The 17,997-nt window shown below is 64.8% G+C and carries 17 protein-coding genes; 5 read left to right on the forward strand and 12 right to left on the reverse strand.

The window, feature by feature from the left end; translation table 11 throughout:
• Positions 1-51: 51 nt before the first annotated feature.
• The 4 genes from WBP06_RS00950 to WBP06_RS00965 all read right to left on the reverse strand — a co-directional run bounded on the left by WBP06_RS00950 (position 52) and on the right by WBP06_RS00965 (position 6,909).
• On the reverse strand, positions 52-567 hold the full coding sequence (locus WBP06_RS00950) for a porin family protein (protein ID WP_395330935.1): 516 nt from the start codon (positions 565-567) through the stop codon (positions 52-54).
• Positions 568-1,055: 488 nt separating this feature from the next.
• Complete coding sequence (locus tag WBP06_RS00955) at positions 1,056-2,516, reverse strand: efflux transporter outer membrane subunit (protein WP_395330937.1); 1,461 nt, start codon at positions 2,514-2,516, stop codon at positions 1,056-1,058.
• Entirely contained in the window at positions 2,509-5,700 is a 3,192-nt protein-coding gene (locus WBP06_RS00960) for a multidrug efflux RND transporter permease subunit (RefSeq protein ID WP_395330940.1), read from the reverse strand. Before WBP06_RS00960 ends, WBP06_RS00955 begins: the two co-directional genes overlap by 8 nt.
• A 3-nt stretch (positions 5,701-5,703) precedes the next feature.
• On the reverse strand, positions 5,704-6,909 hold the full coding sequence (locus tag WBP06_RS00965) for an efflux RND transporter periplasmic adaptor subunit (protein WP_395330942.1): 1,206 nt from the start codon (positions 6,907-6,909) through the stop codon (positions 5,704-5,706).
• A gap of 332 nt (positions 6,910-7,241) precedes the next feature.
• Between WBP06_RS00965 and WBP06_RS00970 the strand changes: the two genes are divergently transcribed.
• The 4 genes from WBP06_RS00970 (at position 7,242) to WBP06_RS00985 (ending at position 11,726) form a co-directional block, all read left to right on the forward strand.
• Positions 7,242-8,249 carry a bile acid:sodium symporter family protein gene (locus WBP06_RS00970; protein WP_395330944.1) on the forward strand — a complete coding sequence of 336 codons (1,008 nt, stop codon included), beginning with the start codon at positions 7,242-7,244 and terminating at the stop codon, positions 8,247-8,249.
• A gap of 279 nt (positions 8,250-8,528) precedes the next feature.
• Entirely contained in the window at positions 8,529-9,824 is a 1,296-nt protein-coding gene (locus WBP06_RS00975) for a sugar MFS transporter (RefSeq protein WP_395330946.1), read from the forward strand.
• Positions 9,825-9,972: 148 nt separating this feature from the next.
• Positions 9,973-10,299, forward strand: a complete 327-nt coding sequence (locus WBP06_RS00980; protein ID WP_395330948.1) for a PilZ domain-containing protein — start codon at positions 9,973-9,975, stop codon at positions 10,297-10,299.
• Between the two features lie 155 nt (positions 10,300-10,454).
• Positions 10,455-11,726: an MFS transporter gene (locus WBP06_RS00985; RefSeq protein ID WP_395330950.1), complete on the forward strand. Its 1,272-nt coding sequence runs from the start codon at positions 10,455-10,457 to the stop codon at positions 11,724-11,726.
• Here the strand turns inward: WBP06_RS00985 and WBP06_RS00990 are convergent.
• The 8 genes from WBP06_RS00990 to WBP06_RS01025 all read right to left on the reverse strand — a co-directional run bounded on the left by WBP06_RS00990 (position 11,723) and on the right by WBP06_RS01025 (position 16,928).
• Positions 11,723-12,517: an NUDIX domain-containing protein gene (locus WBP06_RS00990; protein ID WP_395330952.1), complete on the reverse strand. Its 795-nt coding sequence runs from the start codon at positions 12,515-12,517 to the stop codon at positions 11,723-11,725. The genes WBP06_RS00985 and WBP06_RS00990 overlap by 4 nt on opposite strands.
• A gap of 430 nt (positions 12,518-12,947) precedes the next feature.
• A complete protein-coding gene (grxD, locus tag WBP06_RS00995) occupies positions 12,948-13,277 on the reverse strand; it encodes a Grx4 family monothiol glutaredoxin (protein WP_395330955.1) in 330 nt (109 codons plus the stop codon).
• 29 nt (positions 13,278-13,306) lie between these two features.
• On the reverse strand, positions 13,307-13,540 hold the full coding sequence (locus tag WBP06_RS01000; RefSeq protein ID WP_395330957.1) for a BolA/IbaG family iron-sulfur metabolism protein: 234 nt from the start codon (positions 13,538-13,540) through the stop codon (positions 13,307-13,309).
• Between the two features lie 12 nt (positions 13,541-13,552).
• Positions 13,553-13,870, reverse strand: coding sequence for a DUF1476 domain-containing protein (locus tag WBP06_RS01005; protein WP_395330959.1), 318 nt, complete (start codon positions 13,868-13,870; stop codon positions 13,553-13,555).
• 248 nt (positions 13,871-14,118) lie between these two features.
• On the reverse strand, positions 14,119-14,721 hold the full coding sequence (gene leuD / locus WBP06_RS01010; RefSeq protein ID WP_395330961.1) for a 3-isopropylmalate dehydratase small subunit: 603 nt from the start codon (positions 14,719-14,721) through the stop codon (positions 14,119-14,121).
• Positions 14,721-14,882, reverse strand: a complete 162-nt coding sequence (locus WBP06_RS01015; RefSeq protein WP_395330963.1) for a hypothetical protein — start codon at positions 14,880-14,882, stop codon at positions 14,721-14,723. The genes leuD and WBP06_RS01015 overlap by 1 nt, the downstream gene beginning before the upstream one ends.
• A gap of 7 nt (positions 14,883-14,889) precedes the next feature.
• The gene (gene leuC, locus WBP06_RS01020) at positions 14,890-16,323 is read right to left on the reverse strand and encodes a 3-isopropylmalate dehydratase large subunit (protein WP_395330965.1); all 1,434 of its coding nucleotides are present in this window, start codon (positions 16,321-16,323) and stop codon (positions 14,890-14,892) included.
• A gap of 230 nt (positions 16,324-16,553) precedes the next feature.
• On the reverse strand, positions 16,554-16,928 hold the full coding sequence (locus WBP06_RS01025; RefSeq protein ID WP_395330967.1) for a hypothetical protein: 375 nt from the start codon (positions 16,926-16,928) through the stop codon (positions 16,554-16,556).
• Between the two features lie 552 nt (positions 16,929-17,480).
• On the opposite strand from WBP06_RS01025, the gene WBP06_RS01030 reads away from it, so the two are divergent.
• Positions 17,481-17,993: a sterol desaturase family protein gene (locus WBP06_RS01030; protein WP_395330969.1), complete on the forward strand. Its 513-nt coding sequence runs from the start codon at positions 17,481-17,483 to the stop codon at positions 17,991-17,993.
• Positions 17,994-17,997 lie beyond the last annotated feature (4 nt).

Genomic DNA, 17,997 nt, shown 5'->3' on the forward strand with positions numbered 1-17,997 from the left:
ACAGACCTTCCCGCCTTGTTGCCTTCCCGTCTCGGTGGCGGGTTGGAAGCCTTAGAAGCGGTAGCCGATACCGACCACGCCGGCGTCGCGGCCGCCGAAGTTCGCTTCATATTCGGTGCGCTGGTATTCGGCCGAGATGTAGGTCTTCGGCGTCACCGAATACTCGAGGCCGCCGCCATAGCGCACGCCTTCCAGCGAGTAGTTGCCGCCGGCGACCGGCTCGAAGCGGGTGTTGGTGTAGCCTACCTTGGCGAAGGCCAGCACCTTCGGCGTCACCACGTAACCGGCGCGGAGCGAGGCGGTGAGGTCGCGGCTGACGTCGGTGGTGGTGCTATCGGCGGTGGAATCGCCCAGGGTCACTTCCGGGCCGATGGTGATGCGGGGGGCCACGCCGATGTCGTAACCGGCGTTCACGCCATAGGAGAAGCCTTCATCGCCTTGGATCTTGTCGAAACCCATGGTGATTCCGGCGCGGGGGCCCGTGAAGGGCTCACCGTCCTGCGCGAAGGCAGGAACCGAAGCGGAAGCAGCAAGAGTGGCAGCAGCCGAAAGAACGATGTACTTCATAATAGTCCTCATATGCGTTCGTATGTTATAAATATAAATCAACCCGAACATGATGGATCGTTCTGTAAATCGATATTGCTTCGACTTACCGGGTATTGTTTCAATCATGTCTGCCATGTTGCTCGGGCATTTCGGGGGAGTGATATGTTTGTTGAGCAACAACTTGGGTCGAATTTGCTATGGCTGCTCAAGACTGTACGCAAAATTAATGCGTCGTAAGTCGGCGTTCACAAATGTGACAGGTTCGTCATGGAGTGGGCGATTTCGCGGCCATTTTGTGGCGGAGCGGACGAAAAAGGTTTTGCTGCAAGGGCCTTGCGGGCTTGGCCCTTGGGCAGAAATCGCGCGGATATCCTGGCCTTTGTCGCGGAAATCGGCCCCGCGGGGATTGAGGCGGCGCGAGCGGGGCAGGGTGATGATTTTGCAGTGTAAGGTTACACTTTTGCATGAAGCCGGTTCGAGCGGCTTCGGATGCGGCCTTCGATCGGTTACGGATTTTCGCTGCGGTTCTGCACCATTTCCTCCTGCCCGCCGCCCAGCGCGGCGTAGAGGCTGACGGCGTTCTGCAGCTCGGTGGCGCGCAACTGGATCAGCGTCTGGTTGGCGGAGAACAGGCTGCGTTCGGCATCCAGCACTTCGAGGTAGATCGATATGCCGTTGTCGTACCGCAGCCGCGCCGTGTGGGCGAGGCGTTGCTGCGCCTCCACCGTGCGTTGCTGCGTCTCGATCTGTTCGGCGTAGCGCTGGCGGGCGACAAGGCCGTCCGCCACTTCGCGGAAGGCGGTCTGCACCGTCTTCTGGTAGGCGGCGGTCAGTTCTTCGGCCTGCGCCTTGCTCAGCTTCAGCTGGGCCTCGCGCTTGCCCCAGTTGAAGATCGGCAGGTCGATCGATCCGCCGTAGCTCCAGCTTTGGTTCGCCCCGGTGAACAGCGCCGAAAGCGCGGTGGAGCCGAAACCGAACGCCGCCGTCAGCGAGATCGTGGGGAAGAACGCCGCGCGCGCCGCGCCAATATTGGCGTTGGCCCCGCGCAAGTTATGCTCGGCCTGAAGCACATCCGGCCGGTTCAGCAACAGGTCGGACGGCAGGCCCGGCGCGATCGGCAGCAACTGGTCCGACAGGGCAAGCCCGGTTGGCAACGCCGTGGAGACCGGGCCGCCGATCAGCACGTCGAGCAGGTTCTGCGCTTGTTCGGTGGTGCGTTGGATATCCGCCAGTTCGCTTTCCGCCTGCGTCTGCAACAGTACCGCCTGATCGTAATCGACCGTGGAGGTGACCCCTGCATCCAACCGCAGCTTGGCGATGCGCGCGCCTTCGCGGCGAACTTCGATGCTGCGGCGGGCAAGGTCGATCCGATCCTCTCCACTGCGGATGTCGAAATAGGTCGCGGCCACTTGCGCGATCAGCGAAATGCGGAACGCGCGCGCGCCTTCCACCGATGCGAGCCAGGACTGGCGCTGCGCTTCGGTCAGATTGCGCACGCGGCCCCACAGGTCGAGTTCGAACGAGGTGACGCCGACGTTGGCGCTGTATTCCGAATAGTCGATCCCGTCGGGCAGGTCGGCACCGGTGGCCTGTCCGGTTGCCCCCAGCACCGACATCGGCGTGCGCCGCCGCGTCGCGGATCCGGTGGCGTCGATTGCGGGAAGGCGGTCGGCGGCCTGGATGCGGTACTGCGCGCGGGCCTGTTCGATGCGGGCATAGGACTGCGCCAGATCGCGGTTGCGTTCCAGCGATGTCGCGATCAGCGCCTGCAGGCGGGGATCGCGAAAGAATTCCCGCCAGCCCAGTTCGGTGGCGAGCGGGGTCAATTCCTCGCGCGAGGGGGCATTGGGAAAAGCGTCCGACACCGGCGCGACCGGCTGGTGGTACTGCGGCGCGAAATTGCAGCCCGAAAGCACGGCCGTGGACGTCAGGATTGCGGCGGTTAGGAGGGGGGAATGCTTACGCATGATCGCCTCCCTCCCGCTCGCGCTGTTCCAGCCAGATGGCGTCTTCTCCGGCCGGATCACGCCGCTTGCTCAGGTGCTTGCGGGCGAAGTTGTAGAATATGGGGGTGAAGAACACGCCCAGCATGGTAGCGGCGATCATGCCGCCCATCACGCCGGTGCCCACCGCCTGGCGGCTGGCCGCCCCGGCACCGCTGGCGATCACCAGCGGCACCATGCCCAGAATGAAGGCCAGGCTGGTCATCAGGATCGGACGCAGGCGCTGGCGGGCCGCTTCCACGGTGGCCTGATCGGGCGAACTGCCTGCATCCTCGTCCTCGATCGCGAATTCGACGATCAGGATCGCGTTCTTCGCGGCCAGACCGATGATCGTGATCAGGCCGATGTTGAAGTAGACGTCGGCCGAGAGCCCGCGCAGCAGCGTGAATCCCACCGCGCCCAGGATGCCGAAGGGCACCACCATCAGCACCGACACCGGGATACCCCAGGAGTTGTAGAGCGCCGCCAGCAGCAGGAACACGACGATCACCGAGAGCCCCAGCAACGCGCCGACCTGCCCGCCGGCCTGCTTTTCCTCATAGGCGGTGCCGGTCCACTCGAAGCTGAAATTCCCGGAAAGATGCCGACCCGCGATTTGCTCCATCACCTGCAGCGCCTTGCCCGAAGACTGGCCGGGGGCGGCGGTGCCGGAGATCGTCAGAGAGGGATAGCCATTGTAGCGCTCCACCTGGATCGGCCCCGATTCCCACGCGGCGCGGGCAAAGGCGCTGAACGGCACCATCTGCCCGTCGCTGCCGCGCACCTGCAGGGCCATGATGTCGTCCGGCGTCATGCGGGCGTTGGCGTCGGCCTGCAGGTAGACGCGCAGGGTATTGCCATCGCGCGTGAAATCGTTGGCGTAGTAGGAGCCGAAGCTGATCGCCAGGGTCTGGTTCACGTCGTTGATCGAAAGGCCCATGGCGCGGGCCTTGACCCGGTCGATATCGACGTAAAGTTCAGGCGCGTCACCCTGTCCGTCCGGACGGACTTGCGCCAGCACCTTGTTCTGCGCCGCCTCGGCAATGATCGCGTCGCGCGCGGCGACCAGCCCGGCGCGGTCCGTGCCCGAACGATCCTCGATCTTCATGGAAAAGCCGGTGGCATTGCCCAGCGCCTGAATCGCCGGCGGGTTCAGCGCGAAGACGGTCGCCCCGGTCAGGCCGGAGACGAACTGCTGGGTCTTGCCGATCAGCGAGGTCACCTTGTCGGCACTGTCCTTGCGATCCTCCCATGGCTTCAGGTCGACGAAGGACAGCGCCGCACCCTGGCTCTGGCCGTAGAAATTGAAGCCGATCAGCGAGACCACGCCGCGCACTTGCGGCTGCTTCTTCAGGAATGCCTCAGTCTCTTCCACCACCGCCTGCGTGCGCTGCATGGTAGCGCCGACGGGGGCGTCGAAGTTGATCATGAAGTAGCCCTGATCCTCGTCAGGCAGGAAGCCGCCGGGCAGGCGGGTGAACAGCAGCACCGTCATCACCGCCATCACCGCAAACACCGCCAGCCAGCGCACCGGCGCGCGCATCATGCCGTCCACCCGGTGCGTATAGCTGTCGGTCGCGCGGCCGAAGTGATCGTTGAACCAGCGGAAGAAGCGGGGCAGGGCGCCGCGCCAGCCGGCCGGCGGCGGGGCGCGGTGCTCCTCTTCCGTCCGGTGCTTCAGCAGCGTGGCGCAGAGCGCGGGGGTGAAAGTCAGCGCCAGCAACGCCGAACAGAAGATGGAGACCGCCAGCGTTACCGAGAACTGGCGGTAGATGCCGCCGGTCGACCCTGGAAAGAAGGCCATCGGGATGAACACCGCGATCAGCACCAGCGTGATGCCGATGATCGCGCCGCGGATCTGCCCCATCGCCTTGATCGTGGCGAGGCGGGGGGGAAGATGCTCCTCCGTCATGATGCGTTCGACGTTCTCGACCACGACGATGGCGTCGTCGACCAGAATGCCGATGGCCACCACCATGGCGAACAGCGACAGCGTGTTGATCGAAAACCCGAAGAGCAGCAGGCCAAGGCAGGCGCCCAGCAGCGCGATCGGCACCACCATGGCGGGAATGATCGTCGCCCGCCATGATTGTAGGAACAGGTACATGACCAGGAACACCAGCACCATGGCTTCCACCAGGGTGTGGATCACCGAATCGATCGAGGCGTTGATGAACGGCGTCGAATCGAAGGCGACATGCCATTGCATGCCCGGCGGGAAGTTCGCCTGAAGCTGCTTCATGCGCTCCCGCACGGCGGTGGCGGTGGCGACGGCATTGGCGCCGGACCCCAGTTGCACACCCATGCCGGCGATTTCCTCGCCATTGAGGCGCGCCTTGAAGGTGTAGTTTTCCGCGCCCAGTTCCACGCGGGCAACGTCGCCCAGGCGCACGGTGGACCCGTCCTGGTTGGACTTGACGATGATCTCCTCGAACTGGCTGGGGGTGGAGAAGCGGCCGCGGGTGACGATCTTGGCGGTGAACTCGGTATCCTGCGTGATCGGCTGTTCGCCGATGCCGCCGCCGGCCACCTGGCTGTTCTGTTCCTGCACCGCGTTCAGCACTTCGCCCGGCGTCAGCGAATAGGACGTCAGCTTGGCGGGATCGAGCCAGATGCGCATGGCATATTGCGACCCGAACAGTTGCACGTCCCCCACGCCCGGTACGCGGCGGATTTCGTTGACGATGTTGTTGTTGGTGTAGTTGCCGATCTCCAGCGGGCTGAGCGATCCGTCGTCGGAGGACACGCCCAGCACCATCAGGAAGCCGGCGGTATTGTCGGTAACCTGGATGCCCAGCGCGCGCACTTCGGCGGGCAGGCGGGATTCGGCGCGGTTCAGGCGATCCTGCACTTCCACGCGCGCGGCATTGAGGTCGGTGCCCGACTTGAAGGTGAGCGTGATCTGCCCGGTGCCGTTCGAACGGCTGGCCGAATTCATGTAGAGGAAGCCGTCGATGCCGTTCATCTCGCGCTCGATCACCGAAGTGACGTTCTTGTCGAGCGTTTCGGAATCGGCGCCGGTATAGGTATAGGACAGGTTCAATGCGGGCGGCGCGACCGACGGGTATTGCTCGATCGGCAGGTTGAGCAGGGCGATCAGGCCGCCCAGGGCGATGAAGGCGGCGATGACCCAGCCGAAGACCGGCCGGTAGACGAAGAACCGGTCCATGCCTCAGCGCCCCTGCTGTGTTTGGGGCTGGGTTTGTGGCTGGGTTTGGGGCTTTTGGCCGGCCTGCTTCTTCATCTCCGCGGCATCCGCCGCCTTCTGGCCGGGGCGCAGCTTTGCCCAGCCATCGACGATGATGCGCTCGCCCGGCTTCAGGCCGGACGTGACGATCCAGTTCTTGCCGAGCAGGCTGCCCAGCCGCACCGTGCGCGTGGTCACTGTGCCATCCTTGGCCAAGATCGAGACTTGCGCATCGTCGCCCTTGAACTGGATGGCACGGGCGGGAACGACGATGCCGCCTTCCAGCGTGCCCAGTTCCAGCCGTCCGCGCACGAATTGGCCGGGGAACAGCAGTCCCTGCGAATTGTTCACGAAAGTCGCGCGCACCGTCTGGCTGCCGGTTTCGGGCGCGACCACCGGGCTGGCGAAGTCCAGATGGCCGACCGGCCCGTATTCCTGCCCGTTTTCAAGGACCAGCCTGACTTCGACCTTTTCCAGCGCCGGCAGGTTGAGTTCGCCGCTGCGCCGCTTGGCCAAGAGGTCGAGGATAGAGGCGTTGGACGCGGAGAACACCGCATAGACCGGGCTGATCTGGTCCACCCGCGTCATCAGCGTGCCGGAAGACCCGCTGACCAGTGCGCCCTCGGTCACTTCGGCGGCGGAGACGCGGCCGGCGATCGGCGCATCGACGGTGGTGTAGCTCAGTTGCAGCTTGGCGCGGTCCAACGCGGCGCGGGCTTCGGCCACTTGCGCGCTGGCCTGCCGGTAGTCTGACTGGGCGGAATCGTATTCCTGCGCGGAAACCGCGCGTTCCTGGATCAGGGGGCCATAGCGGGTGACGATGGAGCGGGCGTTCTGCTCCGCCGCGATCGCGCGCTGGAGCGAGGCGGAGGCGGACTTGACCTGCGCCTGATAGTCGCGCGGATCGATCTGGAACAGCGGCGCGCCGGCGTTCACGAAAGCGCCTTCGTCATAGAGGCGGCGCAGCACGATCCCATCCGTCCGCGCGCGCACTTCGGCGGAGCGCACGGCTTCGATGCGCCCGGGCAGTTCGACGATGTTGGGCACCGGCTGGGCACGGATCACCAGCGATTCCACAGGAACGGGCGGCATTTCGCCCTGCTGCTTTTCACCGCCGCAAGCCGCAAGCGCACATGCGCCCAGCAGCGCAAGCGTGCGCGGTCCGATTGTGATGCCCGAACGTGTCGGCATGGCATGACCCTCCGGGGGAAAGGGTGAAGACGATGGAGTAACGGTCCGAAACCTTCCGGGCCGGACGGTTCCCGTCCACGCCAGAAGGCACGCGGGCAGGGATCCAGGGCGGCGCACGCCTAGCCGCTCTCGCCGTCTCCCGACCTCAGGAAAGTTGGTTGATCCAGTCGAGCCTTGGGCCGCATGTCGTTCTCCCGGTCTTGGATCCGTGAAGACACCGCCATCTTGGGGGGTGGCGGGGGGAGCGGCAGGATACATGGCATTGGGGGTGATGGCAAAGGCCCGAAAGCAGGGGCTTTTGCCGCGAGGCGGATGCGCCTAGAGGGGCTGCCATGAACCGCCTTCTCGCCCGCCTGAACATCGACCCTTACCTGCTGCTGCTGATCTCGACCGTGGGCCTTGCCTCGATCCTGCCGGCGCGCGGCGTCTGGGCGGGGATTGCCGGCGGGGTGGCGGACGCGGGCATTGCGCTGTTGTTCTTCCTCCACGGTGCCAAACTTTCGCGTGAGGCGATCATCGATGGCGCGAAGGCGTGGAAGCTGCACCTGACGGTTGCCTGCCTGACCTTCGTGCTGTTTCCGATCGTGGGGCTTGGCGTCAGCGCGATTCCGGGGCTGGAGCCCTCGCTGGCGATGGGCGTGCTTTACCTGACCTTGTTGCCCTCTACCGTGCAGTCCTCCATCGCCTTCACCGCGATTGCCGGGGGCAATGTGGCGGCGGCGGTGTGCAGTGCCTCGTTCTCCAATCTGGCGGGCATCTTCATCACTCCGGTGCTGACCGCGCTGTTCATTACCGGCAAGACGCAGGGCTTCTCGACCAACCCGATCATCGCGATTGCCGTGCAATTGCTGCTGCCGTTCATCGCCGGGCACTTGCTGCGCCCGTGGATCGGCGGCTTCGTCAGCCGCCACAAGAAACTGCTGGGCTATACCGACCGGGGATCGATCCTGCTGGTGGTCTACACCGCCTTCGGCGCGGCCGTGCTCGATGGGCTGTGGCACAAGGTGACGATTGCCGAACTGGGCCTGATCGCAGCGCTCTCGCTGGGTATCCTGGCGGTGATCATGGTCTTGGGCAATGTGCTGGGCCGGATGCTGGGCTTTTCCCACGAGGACCGCATCGTCATCCTGTTTTGCGGTTCGAAGAAGAGCCTTGCGACAGGCGTGCCGCTGGCGGGGGTGCTGTTCCCGCCGGCGCAAGTGGGGGCGATCATCCTGCCGCTGATGTTCTTTCACCAGATCCAGTTGATGGTCTGCGCGGTGCTGGCCCGCCGGCTGGCGGCGCAGGCGGAGGCGCAGCACTCCCCGTCGGATCAGGCAGAACTTGTCGAAGCTCGCTGAGGGCCGGACCTCCCACCAACCCCGCTAGATGCATCAGCCCCACTAGCACCACCAAAACCCGTCATCCCCGCGAAGGCGGGGATCCCGCTTTTCTTGCGACATACGAGAAAGTGCAGAAGTAAGCGGGGCCCCGCCTGTGCGGGGGCGACGAAAAGTATGGGGTAAGGATGGCGTAAGAGCGCGGACAGCCCCGACTTGCCCGCCGGTCCGGAAATGATCACACAGGTGTCCTGAGACGAATCTTCCAGTTCGAGGCAGGCGCTTATGGATGCGAAGGACATGGTTCCGACCAGCACCGATCCGGAGCCCGGTCCCGATCCGGCTGTCGCCACCTCCGGCCACATCGATGCACCGGGGCTTCAGGTCTTCGTCTTCGCGCTGTTCTTCATCTTCGGCGGCGTCACGGCGCTGAACGGCGTGCTGATGCCCAAGCTGAAGGCGATCTTCGCGCTCGACTATGCGGAAGCGATGCTGGTCAACACCGCCTTCTTCGCGGCCTATGCGGTGCTGAGCGTGCCCGGCGCGGCCTTGGTCAAGCGCATCGGCTACATGCGCGGGGCGGCGCTGGGGCTGTTCGGGATGCTGGCGGGGTGCCTGCTGTTCGTGCCGGCGGCGACTGGCGCGACCTTCGCGATGTTCCTGCTGGCGCTGTTCGTGCTGGCCAGCGGGGTCACGCTGATCCAGGTCGTCGCCAATCCGCTGATCTCGCTGCTGGGGCCGGCGCGCACGGCGTCCTCGCGCCTGACTTTCGCGCAAGGGTTCAATGCGCTGGGGGCCACGCTCTTTCCGCATTTCGGCGCGATGCTGATGCTGGGCGGGCTTGCCGATGTGAATGAGGGCGCGCTTTCCGGCGCGGCGCTGGAAAGTTATCGCTCGGCATCGACGCAGGCGATCGCCCATGGCTATCTGATGGTGGCCGCCGCGCTGGCGGTGATCGTGGCCGTGGTCTGGTTCAACCGCAATCGCATCGCCGGTGAAAAGCGCGAAGGCGGGCCGATCTTCCGCAGTTTCAATCTGCTGCTGCGGCCGCGCTTCGCCTTCGGCGCACTATGCATCTTTCTCTATGTGGGCGTGGAAAACGCCATGGCGTCGCTGGTGGTAAGCTGGATGGTGCAACCGCGCGTACTGGGGCTGGACGAGATGACCGCCGGCAAGTTGCTGCCCTGGTACTGGGGCGGGGCGCTGGTGGGCCGTTTCGTGGGATCCTGGGTGCTGCGCACCGTGAGCCCCGGCAAGGCACTGGCCAGCGTGGCCGTCTGCGCCATCCTGTTGCTGGCGGTGACGGTCTGGAGCACCGGCACGGTGGCCGGCGTGGCTTTCCTGGCGGTGGGGCTGGCGAACGCGATCATGTATCCCACCATCTTCAGCCTTGCCTGTGAGGGGCTGGGCGACCGCGCGCCTGATGGATCGGGCGTGCTCTGCACGATGGTGGTGGGCGGTGCCGTGATTCCGCCGTTGGCGGGCCTGTTGGCCGACTCGTCGGGCAGTCTTTCGCTGGCGCTTGCCTTGCCGGCGATCTGCTACGCGGTGATCGGCCTGTTCGGTTGGTATGCGCGACGGCCGCTTGGGCAATAGCGGCGCGATAGTTCACTTGTGTACGAAACTTGAAATTTATCTTTTCATTCAAATTGTTGTTGCGGCGGAAAGTAACGGTGCCGATCAATACTGACCTGGTTCCACGTATTAACGCTTGTTAAACTGCTGTGGCGCTAGGATTGGGGCCATGTCCCGCTCAGACATTCCCCCGCAGGCGTATCGGCGCTCCGTGTCGTTGACGGCGCAATGCCGCACGCAGAACGGTTTGCGCGATCAGGGCGAAATCTCGGACATTTCGGCGCAGGGATGCTGTCTGCGCGTGCGCGGCCTGCTCTTTCGCGTCGGCACCCGGGTGGTGGTGCGTCCGCAGGGACTGGAAGGGCTAACCGGCGTGGTGCGCTGGGTTGATGGTGATTTTGCCGGCGTGGAGTTCGACCGGGCGATTTATCAACCCGTGGTCGATCATCTGATCCGTTTGCATGGCCTCGCCACCGTCGAATGGGTGCTCGACTAGGTCTTCCAAGACCGAACTGGTCAACACTGTTGCTTCGCTATGGCGGTATTTGACGCCGGGCGGCCGAACATGCTCGCCAGACCCCGATCTGCGCCTAGGCTCTCCGCTTCCAAGGCAAGAAGTCCGGCAAAAGGCCGGCGAGTCGGGAGAGAGAGATGGCATTGGCTGCCGACAGCGCCGGGGTTTCCCCCGCCGAGGTGACTCCAAACAACCCCCTGGCGAAGCGCATGGGCGTGATTGCCGGGCTTTCGCACAACTTCGTGATCGGTACGGTCATGGGGGCCTTCAGCATCATGTTGGCGCCCGCCGAACAGCGGCTGGGCGTCAGCGCGGAGGCTGCTGCCGCCGGCATCCCGCTAGTGCTGGTGGGATCGTCGATCCTGGCGCCTTTCGTGGGCGTATTGATCGCAAAGGTATCGCTGCGGCTGCTGATGCTGATCGGCGCGCTGCTGGCGGCAGGTGGCTTCGCCATGCTGGGGCTGACGCAGAGCTACGCGCTTTATCTCGTCGCCTATGGCCTGCTGCTGGGGCCGGCGCTGAGCCTGGCGGGCTCGATCGGTCCGGCCACGCTGGTCACCCGCTGGTTCGCCCGCAATCGCGGGTTGGCTCTCGGCCTCGTTCACTTGCCGGTGGTGATCGCGATCACGCCTTGGTTGGCCGAGCGCGGACTGCGCGTGTTCACGCCGGCGACGATCTATCTCATCATCGGTGCGCTGATCGCGCTGGTGCTGGTGCCGGCCAGCCTCATGGCCGTCGATCACCCTCCGGGTGGCGAAAGCAAGGCGCCGGTCGGTGCGGAAAAACGCACGGCGGATGGCTCGCTCAGCGTCGCCCAGCTGTTGGCCCGTCCGCGTTTCTGGGCGCTGTGTCTTGCTGCCATCGCCAGCATGGCCAGTTCGGTCATGCTGGGTTCGCTGCTGGTGCCGATGGGGCAATCCTGGGGCTTCACGCGCGCGGAATCGGCACTGCTGCAGTCGATGATGTCGCTGGTGGGCATTGCCGGTTCGGTGCTGTTCGGCTGGGTGGCGGACAAGCTGGGCGGCGGACGCTCGCTGGCGCTGATCGGCTTCGACTGCGCGGTGCTCTGGGCCTTGCTGCTGCTGCATCCGCCCTTTGCGGTGACCGCGGTGGTGATCGGCCTGATCGGCCTGCACGGTGCCGGCGCGATCCCGACGCTGGGGCGCGGCCTTTCCGACGCGTTCGGGCAGGCCAGCTATAGCCGTGGTTTCGGCCTCAACACGCTGATCGGCCTGCCGTTTATCGCTCTTTCCGTGATCGGATCGGCCAAGGTCTTCACCGTGACGCAGAGCTATGACGGCGCCATCACCGCGATGGCGGCGTTCTTCGTGGTGGCCATGCTGCTGGGGCTCTACGCAGCGGGAGGGCGCATGGCGCGCCCTAGCGCGGCGGAGGCGGCCCCCGCCTAACCCCTCTGCGCGGTCGCTCTCGGTTGCCCGTCCACCGGGTAGCCGAGGTCGGCCGGGATCGTCAGCCACTCGGCCCCGTCGCGGATCTCGATCTGCGGATGGATGCGACGGACCGGATGGCGGGCGATATCCGCCAGCGCCTCTGCATGACTGCCAAAGCGAGCCAGGCGTTCAAGGTTGCGCCGCGTCGGGAAGATCACCGAAATCTCGCCACGATCCGCCATGGCCAGAGCGTCAGCCGCGCTTGCCCAGAACAGGCGGGTATTCTCGGTGGCATCCACTTCGATATCGACCGCGCCGGTGCCCAGGTCGATCACGAAGAAGCGGGTGTCGAACGCGCCCTCCCACGGCGGGCACCAGTGCGCATAGAGCGCCAGCCGCTCAGGCACGAGATGCCAGCCGAAGTGCCGAAGTACCGGCGCCAGCTCCACGCGTTCCAGCAGCATCTGCCGCGCCTCGGCCGCCTGTGCGGCGGAGACGGGTTCCGTCGTGGCGACCATCAGGCCGGTTTCTTCCAGCGTTTCGCGAATGGCGGCCACGCGGGCGGCGGCGATTTCCTCCGCCTCGTCGGGCAGGATCGCGCGCGCCAGTTCGCGATCGGCTTCGTCCACGCGACCGCCGGGGAAGACCGCCGCGCCGCCGGCAAAGCGCATTTCCTTGGCGCGCTGGACCATCAGCAGTTCGGGTGGCCCGCCTGAGGTGGCCGTGCGGAAGATGACGAGAGTGGCGGCCGGGATGACCTTGGGGCCGTCGGCCGGCATCGGCTGATCGCTGGGCGGTGTCGTGTTCATCGCCCGATCTTGCGCGGGCAGGGCGGGGTGGCAAGCCGAATTGTCTCCCCCCGATGGCAAACCGGCAATTCGTCGCCGGGGCGGCAACCATGTCCGGCAACCATTGTCGGCTGGCTTTACACTCGCGCGAACTCGACCGTACCACGATCTGATGAAAATGGCGCATTTCCGCATTATTTCAAGTTTGGCACGCCTTGTGCTTATATGTTTGCGTACCCCGAGTAGTCTCGACCGAGGCGGGGCCGAAATGTCTCCCGGCCCCGCCTCCCCGAGCCTCTCCCTCCCAAAAATCCGCGAAACGCCGTCGGCACTGCAAGCGAAGCTCCATCGCGTGCAAGCCGCGCGCATACGAAAACGCCCGAAGGTTTCCCTCCGGGCGTTTCCAGATTTCCTGCGCTGATCGCTTGCGGGCTTGTTCAGCCCCGCATGCTCAACCCTGGGTGGCGAGGCCCGCGTCGATGAAGAGCTGCGAAAGCTCGCCGGCCTCGTACATCTCCATCATGATGTCGCTGCCGCCCACGAATTCGCCCTTCACGTAGAGCTGCGGGATCGTCGGCCAATCCGAGAAGCCCTTGATGCCCTGGCGGATTTCCATGTCCTGCAGCACGTCGACGCTCTCGTAAGGGGCGCCAAGGCGCTCCAGAATGGCGACCGCGCGGCTGGAGAAGCCGCACTGCGGGAACAGCGGGGTGCCCTTCATGAAAAGGACGATGTCGTTATTGTTTACAATCTCGCCGATGCGGGCGTTGACGTCGGACATTTTTAGAAACCTTCAGAAACGTACCGACCTCAGTTGGGAACGGCGGTGGTGAGTTGCAAGGCATGGAGCACGCCGCCCATGCGGCCGCCCAGTGCTTCGTAGACCATCTTGTGCTGCGCGACACGCGGTTTGCCGGCAAAGGCAGCGCTGGTCACGCGCGCGGCGTAGTGATCGCCGTCGCCGGCAAGGTCGGTAATCTCGACCACGGCGTCGGGCAGGGCTTCACGGATGAGAGCCTCGATCTCGGGGGCGGACATGGCCATCGTCTTCGATCCTCAGCCCAGGAAAGCGCGGCGCGCTTCGACCTGCTTGGCCTCAAGCGCGGCGCGCACTTCGGCTTCGCTGGTGTCCACACCGGCGGCGGTAAGATCGCCGATCAGCTTGCGGATCACGTCTTCGTCGCCGGCTTCCTCGAAATCGGCCTGGACGACGGCCTTGGCATAGGCCTCGGTTTCGGCGTGGGAAAGCGCCATGCGCTCGGCCGCCCATTCGCCCAGCAGGCGGTTGCGGCGCGCCTGGATGCGGAACTGGATATCGGCGTCATGCACGAATTTGGCCTCCTCAGCCCGCTCGCGATCCTGGAAAGTCGTCATCAAGCACCCTCTGTCAATACACTGTGCGACCGCACGGGGCCAATACACTGTGCAGCACGGATTAGCACGTGCCGATAGGGCGCGGATTGAACCCGATCAATCCCGTTTCGCAGAATGAGTCGCAAAAGCACCGTGCTGTTGTTGCCGGCTTTCCGGCGCCGCACGCAATAACGGCCCGCCTTCCTGTCGAAAGGCGGGCCGTTATGGTTGAAAACACGCCGATTTCGGCGCGCTCCGGAAACGGGCGTTCAGGCTGCCGAGGCCGGTGTCTTCGCCAGGAACGGCAGATCCGCTTTCGCTTTCGCTTCGTAACCCGCGATCGCGGTGTCCTGCGCCATCGTCAGGCCGACTTCGTCCAGCCCTTCAAGCAGGCAATGCTTGCGGAAGGGATCGATCTCGAAAGTCCAGCGGTCCTGGAACGGCGTCGTCACCGACTGGGTTTCAAGGTCCACGTCGATCGGCTGTTCGCGCGCCACTTCCATCAGGCGGTCGATCGCTTCCTGCGGCAGCGCCACGGTGAGGATCCCGTTCTTGAACGCATTGCCCGAGAAGATGTCGGAGAAGCTGGGCGCGATCACGCAGTTGACGCCCATGTCGAGCAGCGCCCAGGCCGCGTGTTCACGGCTCGACCCGCAGCCGAAGTTGTCGCCCGCGATCAGGATCGGCGCGCCGGCATATTCGGGATCGGTAAAGACGTTGCCCGGTTCTTTCTTCACCGCTTCGAACGCGCCCTTGCCAAGGCCTTCGCGGGTGATCGTCTTCAGCCAGTGGGCCGGGATGACGACGTCAGTGTCGACGTTCTTGCGGCCGAACGGAATGGCCCGCCCGGCGACGTGGGAAATCGCTTCCATCAGTCGGTCTCGGCAGCCTTTTCGGGGTGCAGCGGCTTGTCGCCGTTGCGGGCCTTGCGGCGCTTCACGAACAGCAGGGCAGCGGCAATGGCGGCCGAACCGATGGCGGCACCGGCAGCGATGGCAGCCTTGCCGGCCAGATCCTTGGTTTCGTCAGTCATGTCGTGCTTATCCCATCAGTTCGCGTACGTCGGTGAGCTTGCCGGTCACCGCGGCAGCGGCGGCCATGGCAGGGCTCATCAGGTGAGTACGGCTACCCGGCCCCTGGCGGCCGGTAAAGTTACGATTGCTGGTAGAGGCGCAGCGTTCGCCCGCCGGCACCTTGTCCGGGTTCATGGCGAGGCAGGCCGAACAGCCCGGTTCGCGCCATTCCAGGCCGGCATCGATGATGATCTTGTCCAGCCCCTCGGCCTCGGCCTGGGCCTTCACCAGGCCCGATCCGGGGACGACGATCGCCCATTTCACGTTGTCCGCCTTGTGGCGGCCTTTCAGCACTTCGGCGGCGGCGCGAATGTCCTCGATCCGGCTGTTGGTGCACGAACCGATGAAGACGTTCTGCACTTCCACGTCGGTCAACCGGGTGCCGGGCGTCAGGCCCATGTAGTCCAGGCTGACCTTCACCGCTTCGCGCTTGGAGGCATCGGCGAAGTCGTCCGGCGCGGGAACCACACCGCCGATGGCCGAGGTATCCTCGGGGCTGGTGCCCCAGGTGACGGTGGGCTGGATGTCTTCTGCGCGAATCTTGACGGACTTGTCGAACGTGGCGCCCTCGTCGGTCGCCAGGCTCTTCCACCAAGTCAGGGCCTTGTCCCAGTCGTCGCCGGTGGGCGCATAGGGACGGCCCTGCACGTAAGCAAACGTCGTTTCGTCCGGCGCGATCAGGCCGGCGCGGGCGCCGCCCTCGATGGCCATGTTGCAGACGGTCAGGCGGCCCTCGATGGTCATTTCCTCGAAGACGTTGCCGCAGAATTCGATCACGTGGCCGGTGCCGCCGGCAGTGCCGATCACGCCGATCACGTGGAGCACCACGTCCTTGGGCGTGACGCCGGAGCCGAGCGTTCCCTCGACGCGCACTTCCATGGTCTTCGAACGCTTCAGCAGCAGCGTCTGCGTGGCGAGCACGTGCTCCACTTCGCTGGTGCCGATACCGAAGGCGAGGGCGCCCAGGCCTCCATGGCAGGCGGTGTGGCTGTCACCGCAGACGATCGTCGCGCCGGGCAGCGAGAAGCCCTGCTCTGGACCGACGACGTGGACGATGCCCTGTTCTGCATCGGTCGAATCGATGTAGCGGATGCCGAATTCCGGCGCATTCTTCTTCAGCGCGGCCAGCTGCTGGGCGCTTTCGGGGTCGGCAATCGGCAGGATATGGCCTGCGGCGTCCTTGCGGGCGGTGGTGGGCAGATTGTGGTCCGGCACCGCAAGCGTAAGGTCGGGGCGGCGCACCGGGCGGCCGGCAACGCGAAGGCTTTCAAAGGCCTGCGGGCTGGTAACCTCGTGAACGAGGTGCCGGTCGATGTAAATGAGGCTGGTGCCGTCATCGCGAGTGTCGACGACGTGGGCATCCCAGATCTTCTGGTAGAGGGTGCGCGGCTGTTTGGTCATGATGAAAGCGCGATTAGGCGCGCCCGCCCCGCAATTCAAGGGGGATGGGCGCGCCTTTTCGCGCAACTTTAATTCTTGAGGGTTGTTTGGAAAATGCCCGGGAGGGCATTTTCGATCGGCACCGGCCCACTCCCCCACCCGACCGCCCACGAGTGTACCCTGATGGGTGGTCGGGTGGGGGAGTGGGCCGGTACCGCAAAATTCGCCTTCAGCGAATTTTCAAACGAGCTTTAACCGCGATGACCGTTACGGTCGTTACGCTCGGCCCGCAGGGCGAAGTGGACCCTGTCGATGCGGGTTTGGAGCGTCTGCATCTCTCGGGTGTTCAGGCCGCCACGGGCATAGGCGGTGTGCATGCGCTGGATATCGGCAGCATCGCGACGCAGACCGTCGGCTTCGCGCGGGCTGATCGTGCGGCGGGCGGCGGCGCGATCGATCTGGCCGCGCAGACCGGCGATGTCGGCACGGATCGACGCTTCGCGGTTGGGGGTGATGCGGGCGGCTTCGCGGTGGGGCGCGGCAGCTTCGGCAATGCCGGGGGCGATGGCCGAAATGCCCAGCGTGGCGACCAGGGCGGGGGCGATGAAGCGGGCGATCTTGCGCATGGGAACTTCCTTCTTTTCGTCTTGTCTTTCCGGGGCTTGTCCCGTGCATTCAGATTTATAAGGGTGAACCTGAACGCCAGACGACTGAAAGGTCACAGTGCTGTCGGCATTTGTAACTAAGTGTCGCAGGGGCTTTTGAGTAGGATTGCCATGCGACCCGAGGGAGAGGGTGCCTGAAGGTAGAAGAATGCAGGCGTAGCCGCGTTTCCGGCATGGGGACGTGGCTGCTTTCCTTATTTCGATTGGCCGCTGCGGGCTGTTCATCCTTGAGATTCGTTGCCTGTTTCAACGGCGAAGGGTGGAAAAGGTGCAGTTGCAGGAAGCGCGGGGTAGTTGGTTGTAGTTTTTGCAACACCCCATTCGTTCTGCTCATTTGTGTTGCGGCGCAACATGACGCAAAAGGAACGGGCCTTTCAGGCATCCTCTCCCAAACTTTTCAAAGGCCGGTCCTCGCGACCGGCCATTTTTTTGCCTGTCGTCGGCAGAACCTTCGCAGATGCAAAAAGAACGGTAGCCGCTGACAAGTGCCGTTCCGGCGGCTAGAGTCGCGCCATGTCCGCATTGCCCGCCATTCTGATCGTGCTCGCCACCGTCGCGGCGATGGAAGGTGTGGCCTGGGCGAGCCACAAGTACATCATGCATGGTTTTGCCTGGTCCTGGCACCGCGACCATCACGAACCGCACGACAAGCTGCTGGAAAAGAACGATCGCTTCGCCTTGTTCGGGGCGGCTCTGAGCATCGCGTTGTTCGCGGTCGGCTCGTCGATGATCATGGGGCAGGCTGCATGGGCACCGGGCACGTGGATGGGTCTTGGCGTGCTGGTCTACGGCATGATCTACACGCTGATCCATGACGGGCTGGTCCACCAGCGCTACTTCACCTGGGTGCCGCGGCGGGGCTATGCGAAGCGGCTGGTGCAGGCGCATCGGCTGCATCATGCGACGCTGGGGCGCGAGGGCGGCGTCAGCTTCGGCTTTCTGGTCGCGCGCGATCCGGCGGTGCTGCGGCGCGAACTGCGCCAGCAGCGCGAGAGCGGTGTCGTCAGCTTGCGCGAATCGATCTGATCGC

This window comes from Novosphingobium mississippiense (assembly GCF_044029535.1).
Classification (GTDB): Bacteria; Pseudomonadota; Alphaproteobacteria; order Sphingomonadales; family Sphingomonadaceae; genus Novosphingobium.

What these genes read in the sequence shown, in the direction of transcription:
- leuD (WP_395330961.1), bottom strand. Translation starts at nt 14,721, where the DNA reads ATGGAAGCGATTTCCCACGTCGCCGGGCGGGCCATTCCGTTCGGCCGC.
- WBP06_RS00985 (WP_395330950.1), top strand. Translation starts at nt 10,455, where the DNA reads ATGGCATTGGCTGCCGACAGCGCCGGGGTTTCCCCCGCCGAGGTGACT.
- WBP06_RS01015 (WP_395330963.1), bottom strand. Translation starts at nt 14,882, where the DNA reads ATGACTGACGAAACCAAGGATCTGGCCGGCAAGGCTGCCATCGCTGCC.
- WBP06_RS00980 (WP_395330948.1), top strand. Translation starts at nt 9,973, where the DNA reads ATGTCCCGCTCAGACATTCCCCCGCAGGCGTATCGGCGCTCCGTGTCG.
- WBP06_RS00960 (WP_395330940.1), bottom strand. Translation starts at nt 5,700, where the DNA reads ATGGACCGGTTCTTCGTCTACCGGCCGGTCTTCGGCTGGGTCATCGCC.
- WBP06_RS00990 (WP_395330952.1), bottom strand. Translation starts at nt 12,517, where the DNA reads ATGAACACGACACCGCCCAGCGATCAGCCGATGCCGGCCGACGGCCCC.
- WBP06_RS00975 (WP_395330946.1), top strand. Translation starts at nt 8,529, where the DNA reads ATGGTTCCGACCAGCACCGATCCGGAGCCCGGTCCCGATCCGGCTGTC.
- WBP06_RS00955 (WP_395330937.1), bottom strand. Translation starts at nt 2,516, where the DNA reads ATGCGTAAGCATTCCCCCCTCCTAACCGCCGCAATCCTGACGTCCACG.
- leuC (WP_395330965.1), bottom strand. Translation starts at nt 16,323, where the DNA reads ATGACCAAACAGCCGCGCACCCTCTACCAGAAGATCTGGGATGCCCAC.
- WBP06_RS01025 (WP_395330967.1), bottom strand. Translation starts at nt 16,928, where the DNA reads ATGCGCAAGATCGCCCGCTTCATCGCCCCCGCCCTGGTCGCCACGCTG.
- WBP06_RS01030 (WP_395330969.1), top strand. Translation starts at nt 17,481, where the DNA reads ATGTCCGCATTGCCCGCCATTCTGATCGTGCTCGCCACCGTCGCGGCG.
- WBP06_RS00950 (WP_395330935.1), bottom strand. Translation starts at nt 567, where the DNA reads ATGAAGTACATCGTTCTTTCGGCTGCTGCCACTCTTGCTGCTTCCGCT.
- WBP06_RS00970 (WP_395330944.1), top strand. Translation starts at nt 7,242, where the DNA reads ATGAACCGCCTTCTCGCCCGCCTGAACATCGACCCTTACCTGCTGCTG.
- WBP06_RS01000 (WP_395330957.1), bottom strand. Translation starts at nt 13,540, where the DNA reads ATGGCCATGTCCGCCCCCGAGATCGAGGCTCTCATCCGTGAAGCCCTG.
- WBP06_RS01005 (WP_395330959.1), bottom strand. Translation starts at nt 13,870, where the DNA reads ATGACGACTTTCCAGGATCGCGAGCGGGCTGAGGAGGCCAAATTCGTG.
- WBP06_RS00965 (WP_395330942.1), bottom strand. Translation starts at nt 6,909, where the DNA reads ATGCCGACACGTTCGGGCATCACAATCGGACCGCGCACGCTTGCGCTG.
- grxD (WP_395330955.1), bottom strand. Translation starts at nt 13,277, where the DNA reads ATGTCCGACGTCAACGCCCGCATCGGCGAGATTGTAAACAATAACGAC.